The sequence below is a fragment of the Pseudonocardia endophytica genome, assembly GCF_004339565.1.
Classification (GTDB): domain Bacteria; phylum Actinomycetota; class Actinomycetes; order Mycobacteriales; family Pseudonocardiaceae; genus Pseudonocardia; species Pseudonocardia endophytica.
In genome coordinates, this window is sequence record NZ_SMFZ01000002.1 from 2040110 (window position 1) to 2051982 (window position 11873).

Below are 11873 nucleotides of genomic sequence, written 5' to 3' on the forward strand. Positions count from 1 at the left end.
TGCGACACTGCGATCCATGGGAACCATCGCGATCACCGGGACGACTGCTCGGACATGAACGGGTGCCAGCGATGTCGTGAGGCCGTGTCGGCGGGCCTCGACGGCGAGGACGAGCCGCGGGACCGGTTGATCGTCGACAACCACCTGGACCGGTGCGCTCCGTGCCGCGAGTTCGCCACGGCCGCGCGTGAGCTGGACGAGCTGACCCGCCGCCGGGCAGGCGACGCGCCCCCGGTGACCGGCGACCACCTGCGGATCGACGTCCCGGTGTGCGCCCCGCGGCGCCCGCACCTGCGCCCGGTCGGCAATGCGACGTGCGGATGTTCCCCCGACTGCTCGTGCGGTTGCCAGCACGGACGGGCGTGCCGCTGCCACGCCGCCGCCTGACGCCCGTGTGACGATCCGGGCGTGACGGTCCCGGTGCTCGTGCTGCTGGCGCTGGCCGGCCTCCTCGGCGGCATCGGGATCACCGCGCTCGGCCCCGGCGGCGTGCTGCCGACGATCGCTCTGTTCACGCTGACCGACCTGGCGCCGTCGCAGGTGGCGGGCACGGCGATCGTCACGCACGTCGCGACCGGCGCCCTCGGCGCGGCGGCCTACCGGCGGTCCGGGCACCTGCGCGAGCCGGCGATCCGCCGCACGGCGCTCGTGCTGGTCGGGACCGCGGTGATCGGCACGCCGGTCGGGGTGCTGGTCAACGGCCTGGTCTCGACGCGCGTGTTCGGCCTGGTCCTGGCCGCGTTCGTGGTCGTCGTGGCGCTGCTGCTCTGGTACCGCGAGGCCCACCCGTCGGCGTCGTCGCGTCCGCACCCGCATCCCGTCACGATCGGCGGGATCGGGCTCGCCGTCGCCGTCGCGAGCGGGATCGTCGGCATCGGAGGGCCGATGCTGACCGTGCCGCTGCTGATCGCGCTCGGCACGCCGGTGCTGGAGTCGCTGGCGGCGGCGCAGGTCCAGTCGATCGTGATCGCCGGCGTCGGCACGGTCGGGTACCTCGCGAACGGGTCGATCGACTGGGGCCTGGCCGCACTCGTCGGCATCCCGGAGCTGGCCGGGGTGCTGGTCGGCTGGAGGATCGCGCGGGCCCTCCCGACCCGGACGTTGAAGACCGTCCTGATCGTGGTCCTCCTGGCGCTGGCGCCCTACCTGGCCCTGCACGGCTGACCTGGTCGGTCCTCCCGCGCTGCCGGCGCGAGGGACGTGCGCCGACCCATGGCACGCGCTGATCCGGCGGACGCACGCTGATCCGGCGGACGCACGCTGATCCGGTGGACGCACGCTGATCCGGTGGACGCGGTCCGGTTCGGCCGCCGCGCGCTGATCCGGCGGACGCGTCCGCCCGGTCACGTGCTCGTCCCGGTCGGTCGCGCGTTCTCTCGAGGGCACGCGCCGCGAATTGCCGTTCACCGATCGTCGGCGACCGATCTCCTGAGCGTGACGGAAAGGGGGCGCAACGGGGGGTGCTGTGATCTCCGACCCCGCGGGCTCACCTGGTCGGAGCACGCGCTCAGCGAAACCACAGGACGAAGATGGTCCGATCGTCGTGCGGGGTTCACGCAGGGTGGATCCACCATTCGTCCGGGAGGTCTGGTTTCAGTGCAGGTTCACCGGACGGTGATCGACGGCGTGCTGCTCCTCGTGCCATCGGCGATCGGGGTGGACGGCTCCCGCGCCCTGACGTTCGACACCTCCGTGGCGCTGCGGCACGGCATCGACGCGTCGCGTTTCGTCCAGGACTCCCAGTCGCGCTCGATGTGCGGCGTCGTCCGCGGCATGCACGGCCGGACCGGCAGCGGCGAGGCGAAGCTCGTGCGGTGCGCCCACGGCGCGATGTTCGACGTCGTCGTCGACGCCCGTCCCGGATCGCCGACGTTCGGGCGGGTCGCCACGTTCCGCCTCGACGACGTCGACATGCACCAGCTCCACATCCCGGCCGGCTGCCTGCACGGCTTCCAGGCGCTCACCGAGACGGTCGACACCTGCTACCGCATCGACGCCGAGCACGACCCCACCGAGGACGTGTCGGTGCGCTGGGACGACCCGGACCTGGACATCCGCTGGCCGCTCCCGCCCACCGTGATCAGCCCCAAGGACCGCGGCGCAGGCAGCTGGCGCGACCTGCGGGTCCAGCTCACCGGCCGCCCCGACCGGATTCCCGCGTAGGGCCGCGGCGGCCCGGCCGGACCGCCGGAGCTGCGCGACGACCCGGATCACCTGCGGGAAGCACCGGGCGGCAGCTGATCACGGCTGTTCGACCACGGGTCGCCGAGGGGCCCGTCGAACGCCGGTCGACGCGGCTCCTGGGCTCAGGCCCGGCGCCGGGCCGCCAGCTCGGAGCGCGAGCGCACGCCGAGCTTCGTGTAGACGCGGGTCAGGTGGTACTGCACGGTCTTGATCGTCACGTGCAGCTCGGCGGCCACCTCGCGGTTCGTCAGGCCACCTGCGACGAGGTCGGTCACGGCGGACTCCTGCGGCGTGAGCTCCGGACCGCCGCCGGGTTCGTCGCGGTCCTCTCGGGTGCCTGCCCGCAGCTCGCGGTCGCAGCGCCCGACGTGCACGACCGAGCCGAGCGCCTCGAACTGCTCGCGGGCCTCCAGCAGGACCGGGTCGGCCTCGCGGCGCCGTCCGGTGTGGCGCAGGGTCTGCCCGAACGCGAGCCCGATCCGGGCCCGGTCGTAGCGCAGCGGCAGGCCGTCGAGATGCCCGAGCGCGGTCTCGAACGCCGTGCGGGCCGCGTCGACGTCGCCGGTGGCGCCGTGCCATCGGCCGCGCGCGTACCCCAGGCGGGCCTGCGTCGACCGGTGGCCGCGCGAGGCGGCGAGCTCCTCGTGCGGTCGCAGGAACGCGTCCGCCTCGCCCGTGCGCCCGAGCACCACCAGCGCGTTCGCGTACGCGTCCGCCCACGGCCACCAGCCGGGCTCGCCGACGGTGCCGTCCGGCGGGAGCCGGGTGAGCGGCTCCAACCTGCGCACGACGCGGGCGTGATCGGCCCCGATCTCGGCCACCTGCGCGCGGGCCAGAAGGCTCGGGATCCGCATGACCTCGTAGTCCAGCGGCCCGGCCTCGCCCCGCAGCATCGCCTCCTCGGCCCGGTCGCGGTCGCCGCGCATCGCGTGGATCTGCGCCGCGGTCCACTCCAGCAGCGGGGTGGCGAGCACGATCCCGGTACGGGTGGCCAGCGCCCTGCCCTGGTCCACGACGGACAGTGCGAGCCGCCACTCTCCGCACAGGAACCGGGCCCGCGCCAGCCAGCCCAACGCCCACAACGAGATCCGCGACGACCCGCCGAGCGGCGCGTTCGGCACGGCGCTCGCCAGCGCGAAACGGGCCTCGTCGACGTCGTCGCCGACGACGTCCAGCCAGCCCCGCCCCATCGTCACGCGCTGGGTCTGCGGGCCGTGCGGGATCGACGCGGCGACGGCCCGGTACTCCTCGGCGGCCTCGACGAGCCGCCCGGACGCGGCCGTCCCGAGTGGACGGACGACGGCCGCCTCGACGGCCGCGGGCGCCCCGGGCACGGCCAGCCCGGCGACGCGGTCGGCCCATCGCACGAGGTCACCGCCGTGCCCGCGGGCCAGCGCGTCCAGCACGTGCCGGGTCGCGATCATCGCGGCCGTGTTCGGGTCGGCCAGTGCGTCGACGAGCTTCCACGCGCGGTCCAGCCTGCTCCGTGCCTCCGCGGCGTGCCCGCGGTTGACGGCGAGGTAGCCGAGCACCGCCTCGCGTAGCGGACTCTCCGGCGCGCTCTCGACAGCGGGCAGCATCGCACCGGCGTCCCGGACCTCCCCGGCGCCGACGAGCGCGTCCACGGATCTGACGAGGCGTTCCTCGCGCAGCTCGGCGGCCGGGGTGAGCCGGGCGGCGTCGGCCAGCAGTGCCGCGACGGCACTCCACGCGCCGTTCGCCGCCGCCCGCGCGGCCTGGGTGTCCAGGTGTCCGGCCAGCGCGTCGTCGCGTCCCGGTGTCGCCGCGGCCCGGTAGCGCAGGCTGCGGGCCGGGTCGGTGACGACCTCGGCCGCCCGGCACCGGACGGCCGCGGCGCGGGCCGGGCCGATGTGGTCGAGCACGGCCGCGCGGACCATCGGGTCGGGTGTCGTCGCCATCGGCCCGCGCCGTCCGCCCGCCCGGTTCACGAGCCCGGCCCTGGCGGCCTCGTCGAGCGGGCCGAACACGTCTTCCCGGTCATGGTCCAGGCCGGCGACGGACGCGACCTCGTGCAGTTCTGCGGCCTCCCCGAGGGCGGCGACGGCGGCCACGATCGCGGCGGCACCGGGCGAGCAGGCCTCCAGCGTCGGCCGCACGACGGCGGCGACGGCTGCCGGGGCGGGCAACCGGACGTACGGGTCGGCCCACTGCTCGTCCGGCACCTCGTCGAGCAGCGCGAGGACGTGCCTCGGGATCCCGCCGGTGTGCCGGCGCAGCCGTTCCGCGGCGAGGTCGCCCAGCGCCCGTCCGGACGCGGCGGCCAGCTCCGCCACCTGCGGGGCCGTCAGCCCGCCGAGCCGCACGTCGTGCGGACCGGGTTCCTCCGTCCGCCGGGCGGAGAACACCACGAGCATCGCCGCCCGCGGGTGGTGCGCGACGGCCGTGTCGAGCGCGTGCAGCGACGCGGCGTCGGCGACGTGCGCGTCGTCGACGAGCACGAGCGTCGGAGCGTCCGACCCGTCGACCACGCTCTCGACCAGCTGTCGCGCCGCCGCGAACGCATCGCCCGCGACCTCGTCGCCGACGAGCTGGGACAGCACGCCGTACGCGCAGCCGGTCTCCCAGTCCGCCGCCCGCGCACGCAGCACCGGCCCGTCGTGGGCCTCGGCGAGCTCGTCGAGCAGGGCCGTCCGGCCCACGCCCGCGACGCCGTGCACGGTCACCATGCCGGGCCCGCCGTCGACGACCGCGGACAGCCGCGACCGCAGGGCCGCGACGACGTCGTCGCGCCCCACGAGCCGGGACGGTCGGGAGGCCACCGGCCCAATCTAGTGCCGTGTCGCGCAACGTTGGTGCCGGAACCGGCGGATCCAGGCGTTCGCAGGCACGGCGCCGCCCGCAGCTCATACCGGGCGTCTTCGCAAGGGCGGCAACGCCGCCTGCGGGCGCCTGGGCATCCGAGATCGGTGCCGGACGTTTCGCGATGCGGCACTAGTGGCGCTGGGGGCGGACCTACCGGACGTGCTCGATATCGAGCGACTGCGCGCGTGATCGGGCCGAGTGGTCGGAACACGCCGAGTCCGGCGCGGAACCGCCACTTCCGACGATCATGGCGCGACAGCACGGCGACCGGACGGAAATGAGGTTGGCCGGCGATCGGGGCCAGGGCAGGCTGTCGATCGTGACCAGCAAGTTCACCGAGCTCGCGATCGACTGCGTCGACCCGGCGAGCCTCGCCCGGTTCTGGTGCGCGGTGCTGGGCTACGAGGTGCTGGACTCCGAGGACGGCCTCGTCGTCGTCGGCCCTCCGTCGGCGCCGCAGGACGAGGAGCACTCCGGGCCGGTGCCGCCGTCGTTCACGTTCGCTCCCGTCCCGGAGGGCAAGACCGTCAAGAACCGGCTGCACATCGACGTCAACCCGACCGACCGGGACCAGGCCGACGAGGTCCGGCGCCTGCTCGGGCTCGGCGCCCGGCGCGTCGACGTCGGCCAGGGCGACGACGTGAGCTGGGTGGTGCTCGCCGATCCCGAGGGCAACGAGTTCTGCGTCCTCGCGGCCCGCCGTCCCTGACCGCTCACCGCCGTTCGGAATCGGTCCGGACGACCGCTCACCGACGGCCGGGTCCGGTGCGGGAACGGACATCGCGGTCGCCTCGATGCTCTGGGTAGCGATATGCACACGAAGCGCTGCAGGAGGTCGTCGAACCCATGCTCGGTCGGCAGGTCCAGGTCACGGTGGAACGACCACACGAGCGGGTCGTGCTGATCCGGGCGAACGGCGTCCTCGATCGCGGCGCGGCGGCCGCGCTGCTGCGCCTGATCGACGCGCAGGCCGAACTGGTGCGGCACGGCCGCCGGTCGCTGGCCGCCGTCCTCGTCGACGTCGACGGCGTGACCACGTTCGACGCCGTCGCGTTCCGCGATCTCGCGCACGCACGCGACCGGGCTCGGCGGGGAGGGTTCGCGTTGTGCCTCACCGGATGCGGCGGGCGCAGGGCCTTGCTGCCGCTGGCCGTGCAGCAGGCGCTGACCGAGCACCGCACGTTCCCGACGGCCGAGGCCGCGATCGCCGCCCACACTCCGCGTCCGGTCGCCGTCGACTTCCCGGAACCGCGCACCCCGGTCGAGCAGCGGACGGCCGTCCCGGTCTGACGAGCGACGACCGGCCCGCCGGTCGGCCACGACGCGGGACCGGCGCGGCGCGCTGCTCCGAGTGGACAGCCCCGGGAGCCGGTGGGAATGTCGTCCGGCGGTCCGGTGTCGCCCCGCCCGGGGCGGGACCCGCCGTGATGGGGTTCAGACCCGAAGCCCCGGTTCGTCGGCCCGCCGTCGTCACTCGAGACGGCCTGTCCCGGGGACGGTGTTCGTGGGCGATCCCGTTCGACTTCCCGAGCGCCCCGCGCACTCGGGCGCTCCGGCGCGCATCACCGTCGCCGTCCACCGCCCGTTGCCGACGGTGCTCGTCGTACGGCCGTCCGGCGTGCTGGACGAGGACACCGTGCTGGCTCTCGACGTCCACGTCGGTGACCCGACCGGCGAGGTGCTCCACGTCGTGATCGACCTGCGCGGCGTCGAGCCGCTCACGCCCAGTGGCGTGCGGGCCCTGCTCGAGCTGGACCGGCGCGCGACGCACCGCGGTACCGCCCTGCACCTCGCGGGCGGCGCGAACCACCCCCTGCTGCAACGGCTGTTCCGCGCGCAGGTGCTCCGCGGCGCGCCGTGGTCCGACGACCTGCTGAGCCGTTAGCGCCCCGGCTCGACGACGAGCTTGCCGAGCACGCCCCGCTCTCCGAGCGCGGCGACGGCCCCACCGGCCCGGTCCAGCCCGACGATCTCTTGGATCGGTGGGTCGGCCGCACCGGAGCGGACGTGCGGGAGCAGGTGCTCGTCCCACTCGCGGCGCTGGTAGCCGGGCCGCGGGTTCGCGTACGCGCCCCAGCCGACGCCGCGGACGTCGACGTTGTTCAGCAGCAGCCGGTTCACCTTCACCGTCGGGATGTCGCCCGCGGTGAACCCGATCACCAGCAGGCGCCCGAGCGGGGCGAGGCTGCGCAGCGAGTCCGTGAACCGGTCCCCGCCGACCGGGTCGACGACCATGTCCACGCCTGCGCCGTCGGTCAGCTCCCGCACGGCGTCCCGGAAACCGTCGGCCGGCACCGCCTCGTGCGAGCCGACGCCGCGCACGAACTCCGCCTTCTCCGGTGTCGACACCACCGAGATCACCCGCGCGCCGAGCGCCGCCGCGAGCTGGATCGTGGCCGTGCCGATGCCGCCCGCCGCGCCGTGCACCAGCACGGTCTCGCCGGAGCGCAGCCCGCCCCGGGTGTGCAGCGCGAACGTCATCGTCAGGTAGTTGATCGGCAGGCACGCCGCGCTCGGGAACGCGACGCCGTCGGGGAGCGGGAACACCGCCGTCGTCCCGGCGGCGGCGACCTCGGCGAACGCGCCGGTCGCCGTGATCGCCGCGACCCGGTCGCCCGCGGAGAACCCGGAACCGTCCGGTGCGCTGCGCACGGTCCCGGCGAGCTCGCCGCCGAGCGTGAACGGCCGCTCCGGCCTGTACTGGTAGCGGTCCTGCGTCAGCAGCAGGTCGGGGAAGTTCACCCCGGCCGCTGCGACGTCGATCAGGACCTCGTCCGGGCCGGGTGTCGGCTCCGGGACGTCGGCGACCTCGACTGCCCCCGGTCCGCCGGTGCCGGTCACGCGTACGGCGCGCATCACTGCTCCCTCTCCGCGTAGCGCGGGTTCGCGACGGCGAGCCGGTCCAGCACGGCCCGGCGTACGACGTCCACGACGGTCTCGTCCTCCGTGGACAGCGTGCCGTCCCGGATCCCGGTGGCGAGAGCGGCATCGTCCGCGCACCCGATGCCGGCCAGCCGGGCCCGGTGCTCCTCCCGGATCCGCGGCCCGGACGCCCGCTCGCGACGCAGGATCCCGACGCCCGTGCGTGCCACCTTGGCGAGGTAACGGCTGCGCGGGTCGTCGGTGGTCAGCTCGTCGGTGAGGAACCCGGCGATCGCGTCCAGCAGCTCGTCCGGAGTGGGGCGGTCCGGACCGTCCTCGACGGCGGTCTCCCGGAGGGCGACGGGGCCGGGCGCGACCACCCCGAGCTCCAGCAACGCGTCGTACTCCGACTCGACGGCGCGGCGCCCGAGCACGGCCATCTCCAACGACCGCTCGGCACCGGACAGGTGGCGCTCGGTCTGGATCCGGCAGATCACCGCCCAGTGCACGCTGCCGAACACCTGCCACCAGCGCACGTCAGCCGGATCCGGGCGGTGACCAGCGACCTCGGCGTAGCCGTCGAGCAGCTCGTCGAGACCGCCGAACCCGCCGACCGGCTCCCGCGAGCCGAACCGCCACGCGCGGGTGCACACCCAGCCGAGATCCTCCCGCGGGTCGCCGACGTGCACGAGCTCCCAGTCCAGCACGGCACGCAGACCGTCGTCGTCGACGATCACGTTGCCGTTGCGGAAGTCGCCGTGCACGAGCGTCGGTGCGACGGCGGCCGGCCGGTGCGCGTCGAGCCACCGGAAGGCCAGCTCCAGGGCCGGGCGGGGCTCACCGAACGCGTCGTGGCGCTCCCGCAGCTCCGCCAGCCGGTCCTCGACGCGGGTGCACGACGGCACGGCGTCCGGATCGACGGCGTGGATGCGGGCGAGCGCCCGGCCGAACTGGCGCGGCAGCAGCCCCCGGACCGGCGCCCACCGGTCGTCGCGGAGCAGGCGTGGCGGCAGCGTCTCGCCGTCGACGCGCTCCATCACCAGGAACGGGGTGCCGACCGGTTCGCTCCCGTGCGCGACGAGCGCCGGCACCGGGACACCTGCCGCCGCGGCCGCGCGCAGGCACTCCGCCTCGCGGGCCATCTCGACGGGCCGCGGGACGCCCGGCGGGTCCCGGCGCAGGACCAGGCCGCGCCCGCCGGCGTCGAACGACCACGTCTCCCGGCTCGCCCCGGCGGACAGCCGCCGCAGGTTCGTGACCTGCGCGCCGACCACATCGGACAGTGCCGAGGCCAGGGCGGCGTCGTGCGGGCTCACGGCCGGTACCCCACGGCGTCCAGGGCGATCGCGCGGTAGCGGGCGATCACGGTCGGGCCGTCCAGAGGTCCGCCGGGCCGGTACCAGCCGGCCACCGACGTGCACGCCGCGCTGACGAAGCGCGCCGTGTCGTCCGGCGTCGCCGTCGTGAACACCGTGCGCCGCACGCCGTCCCGCACGACCCGCTCGAACGTGCGCTGCTGCACGTCGCGCTTGGTCACGACGAGCGCGCGTCCGGCGGGCTCCAGCGAGCGGATCTCGCTCTGCCCGATCAGGCTCTCCCGCTGGGACTCCAGGTGCACCCCGACGTGCGCGCCGACGACGGCGCCGAGCCGCTCCGCCGGGTCGTCCCCGGCCAGGTCGAGCGCCTCCTCGGTGGCCGCGATCAGTACGTCGAGCCCGCGGTCGAGCAGCGTGACGAGCAGCCGTTGCTTGGACTCGAAGTGGTGGTAGAGCACGGCGGGGCTGGTCCCGGCCGCCGCCGCGACGTCCCGGACCGACGTGCCGTGGTAGCCGTGTACGGCCATCGTCTCGACGGCCGCGGCGATCAGCGCGGCGGCCGTCGGCTCGTCGTCCGGGCGTGTGAGCACGCTCGGCGTGACGGCGGTCGGCACCGTCCGTGTCCTCGGCATCGGTCCACCGTAGATCATTGAACGATCGTTCGACAGTCTGTTGACGTCAGAGCTCGTCGGATCTACCGTTCGTCGAACGATCGTTCAAGGAGGTTCGGGTCGTGAGCGGTCTGCCGTCCGATGTGGTCGATCTGCTGTCCGAACTGGACGCGTTCGTCGCCGCCGAGATCGCGCCGTTGCAGGAACAGGACGACAACCAGCGGTTCTTCGACCACCGCAGGGAGTGGGCGCGCACCGACTTCGAGAACGACGGCCTGCCCCGCCCGGAGTGGGAGGCGCTGCTCGCCGAAGCCCGCCGCCGCGCCGACGCCGCCGGGTTCCTGCGCTACGCGCTGCCGTCCGAGCTGGGCGGGCGCGACGGCTCCGACGTGGCGATGGCCGCGATCCGCGAGCACCTCGCTCACCAGGGCCTCGGGCTGCACAACGACCTGCAGAACGAGCACTCCGTCGTCGGGAACCTGATCTTCCCGCAGCTGTTGCACCTGTTCGGCACGGACGATCAGCGCGCCGAGCTCATCGAGGCCTGCATCACCGGCGAGAAGGGCATCGCGTTCGGACTGTCCGAACCGGACCACGGCAGCGACGCGACGTGGCTGGAGACCACGGCCGTCCGCGACGGCGGCGACTGGGTGATCAACGGCGCGAAGCGCTGGAACACCGGCATCCACGCCGCGACCCACGACCTGGTCTTCGCCAGGACGTCAGGGGAGTCCGGCAAGGCGCGCGGGATCACCGCGTTCCTGGTCCCGACGGACTCGCCCGGCTTCGAGGTCCCGTTCTACTGGTGGACGTTCACCATGCCCACCGACCACGGCGAGGTCGTGCTGCGTGACGTCCGGGTCCCCGACTCCGCACGGTTCGGTGCCGAGGGCGACGCGCTCGCCGTCGCGCAGACGTTCGTGCACGAGAACCGGATCCGCCAGGCCGCGTCGTCGCTGGGCGCCGCGCAGTACTGCATCGACCGCGCCGTCGGGTACGCGAAGGAACGGCACACGTTCGGGCGGGCGCTCTCCACCCGCCAGGCGGTCCAGTGGCCGCTGGTCGAGCTGCACACCGAGGCCGAGATGCTGCGCTCGCTGATCCGCGACACGGCCGCCGACCTCGACCGCTGCAAGGCCGACGGCGTGCCCGCCGTGACCGTCGGGCACCGGGTGTCGATGTGCAACTACCGCGCGAACCGCCTGGTCTGCGAGGCGGCAGACCGCGCGATGCAGGTGTTCGGCGGGCTCGGGTACTCGCGGCACGAGCCGTTCGAGCACATCTACCGCCACCATCGCCGCTACCGGATCACCGAGGGCGCCGAGGAGGTCCAGATGCGACGGGTGGCGGGGCAGCTGTTCGGGTTCCTCTGATCAGCCCATCTGCCGGAGCGCGCGCGCGACCCACTCGGTCATCAGCGCGCGTTCCGCGTCGGACAGCGCCGGCAGCTCGGACACCACCGCGGCGAACGTGACCGCGACCGCGCGCGGGCCGCCGTCCTGCGTCACCGGGGCGTCGGTCAGGACGGCGGCGCAGACGGCGTCGAACATCGCGTCCGCCAGCTTCGGGTCGCGGGCGTCCGGCGGCATGTCGGACAACGCGAGCACGGTCCCCGCTCCGGCGGCGTGGATCATCGCGACGGCACGGTCCTCGTCGACGCGCAGCAGGCCAGCGGCGGCCAGCCTGCGGACCTTGGCGCGCAGCAGGACGACGCCCGCCTCGGTCGCGGGCGACGTGCGTCCCGGGCCGGCCAGCAGGGCGTGCAGGTCCGGGTTCGCCAGCCCGAACTCGACGTGCCCGAACCACCCGGCCCGCAGGTCCTCGACCGGGTCGTCGAGCGGCTCGGCCGCGGACTTGGCGGCGACGTGCTCGGCCATCAACTGCTCGGCGACGGCGTCGACGAGGCCGTCCTTGTCGCCGAACAGGCGGTAGATCGTCGGGGCCTGCACGCCGGCGGCCCGCGCGACCCGGCGTGTGGTGACCGCACCGGAGCCGTGCTCGCGCAGCAGCTGCGTGGCGGCCTCGACGATCGTCGCTCGCTCGGTCATGTATCGACGATAACAGTAACTTGGTATCA

The 11873-nt window shown here is 74.5% G+C and carries 12 protein-coding genes; 7 read left to right on the forward strand and 5 right to left on the reverse strand.

All coding sequences use genetic code 11. From position 1 onward, the window contains the following. The first annotated feature begins 54 nt into the window (after positions 1–54). From EV378_RS28395 to EV378_RS28405, 3 genes are all read left to right on the forward strand, one after another. The gene (locus EV378_RS28395; RefSeq protein ID WP_132430447.1) at positions 55–387 is read left to right on the forward strand and encodes a zf-HC2 domain-containing protein; all 333 of its coding nucleotides are present in this window, start codon (positions 55–57) and stop codon (positions 385–387) included. Positions 388–408: 21 nt separating this feature from the next. After that, positions 409–1164: a sulfite exporter TauE/SafE family protein gene (locus tag EV378_RS28400; RefSeq protein ID WP_132430448.1), complete on the forward strand. Its 756-nt coding sequence runs from the start codon at positions 409–411 to the stop codon at positions 1162–1164. 432 nt (positions 1165–1596) lie between these two features. Next, entirely contained in the window at positions 1597–2163 is a 567-nt protein-coding gene (locus EV378_RS28405; protein WP_132430449.1) for a dTDP-4-dehydrorhamnose 3,5-epimerase family protein, read from the forward strand. Between the two features lie 143 nt (positions 2164–2306). On the opposite strand, the gene EV378_RS28410 is transcribed toward EV378_RS28405, so the two are convergent. Further along, on the reverse strand, positions 2307–4964 hold the full coding sequence (locus EV378_RS28410) for a helix-turn-helix transcriptional regulator (RefSeq protein WP_132430450.1): 2658 nt from the start codon (positions 4962–4964) through the stop codon (positions 2307–2309). 362 nt (positions 4965–5326) lie between these two features. Between EV378_RS28410 and EV378_RS28415 the strand changes: the two genes are divergently transcribed. The 3 genes from EV378_RS28415 (at position 5327) to EV378_RS28425 (ending at position 6892) form a co-directional block, all read left to right on the forward strand. Further along, on the forward strand, positions 5327–5716 hold the full coding sequence (locus tag EV378_RS28415; RefSeq protein ID WP_132430451.1) for a VOC family protein: 390 nt from the start codon (positions 5327–5329) through the stop codon (positions 5714–5716). A 137-nt stretch (positions 5717–5853) separates the two neighbouring features. Further along, positions 5854–6297, forward strand: a complete 444-nt coding sequence (locus EV378_RS28420; RefSeq protein WP_132430452.1) for an STAS domain-containing protein — start codon at positions 5854–5856, stop codon at positions 6295–6297. Positions 6298–6511: 214 nt separating this feature from the next. Continuing rightward, complete coding sequence (locus EV378_RS28425) at positions 6512–6892, forward strand: STAS domain-containing protein (protein ID WP_132430453.1); 381 nt, start codon at positions 6512–6514, stop codon at positions 6890–6892. On the opposite strand, the gene EV378_RS28430 is transcribed toward EV378_RS28425, so the two are convergent. Genes EV378_RS28430 through EV378_RS28440 form a run of 3 tightly spaced genes read right to left on the reverse strand, consistent with a single transcriptional unit; the run spans position 6889 to position 9817 of the window. Next, positions 6889–7863, reverse strand: coding sequence for an NADPH:quinone oxidoreductase family protein (locus EV378_RS28430; protein ID WP_132430454.1), 975 nt, complete (start codon positions 7861–7863; stop codon positions 6889–6891). The genes EV378_RS28425 and EV378_RS28430 overlap by 4 nt on opposite strands. Then, positions 7863–9185: a phosphotransferase family protein gene (locus tag EV378_RS28435; RefSeq protein ID WP_132430455.1), complete on the reverse strand. Its 1323-nt coding sequence runs from the start codon at positions 9183–9185 to the stop codon at positions 7863–7865. Before EV378_RS28435 ends, EV378_RS28430 begins: the two co-directional genes overlap by 1 nt. After that, a complete protein-coding gene (locus EV378_RS28440; protein ID WP_132430456.1) occupies positions 9182–9817 on the reverse strand; it encodes a TetR/AcrR family transcriptional regulator in 636 nt (211 codons plus the stop codon). The genes EV378_RS28435 and EV378_RS28440 overlap by 4 nt, the downstream gene beginning before the upstream one ends. A 101-nt stretch (positions 9818–9918) precedes the next feature. Between EV378_RS28440 and EV378_RS28445 the strand changes: the two genes are divergently transcribed. Beyond that, positions 9919–11169 carry an acyl-CoA dehydrogenase family protein gene (locus EV378_RS28445; protein WP_132430457.1) on the forward strand — a complete coding sequence of 417 codons (1251 nt, stop codon included), beginning with the start codon at positions 9919–9921 and terminating at the stop codon, positions 11167–11169. Here EV378_RS28445 and EV378_RS28450 read toward each other — a convergent pair whose 3' ends face one another. After that, entirely contained in the window at positions 11170–11844 is a 675-nt protein-coding gene (locus EV378_RS28450) for a TetR/AcrR family transcriptional regulator (RefSeq protein WP_132430458.1), read from the reverse strand. Positions 11845–11873: the final 29 nt, after the last annotated feature.

Coding starts and splice junctions, on each gene's coding strand:
- EV378_RS28395 (WP_132430447.1), top strand. CDS start 55: ATGAACGGGTGCCAGCGATGTCGTGAGGCCGTGTCGGCGGGCCTCGAC.
- EV378_RS28420 (WP_132430452.1), top strand. CDS start 5,854: ATGCTCGGTCGGCAGGTCCAGGTCACGGTGGAACGACCACACGAGCGG.
- EV378_RS28430 (WP_132430454.1), bottom strand. CDS start 7,863: ATGCGCGCCGTACGCGTGACCGGCACCGGCGGACCGGGGGCAGTCGAG.
- EV378_RS28440 (WP_132430456.1), bottom strand. CDS start 9,817: ATGCCGAGGACACGGACGGTGCCGACCGCCGTCACGCCGAGCGTGCTC.
- EV378_RS28450 (WP_132430458.1), bottom strand. CDS start 11,844: ATGACCGAGCGAGCGACGATCGTCGAGGCCGCCACGCAGCTGCTGCGC.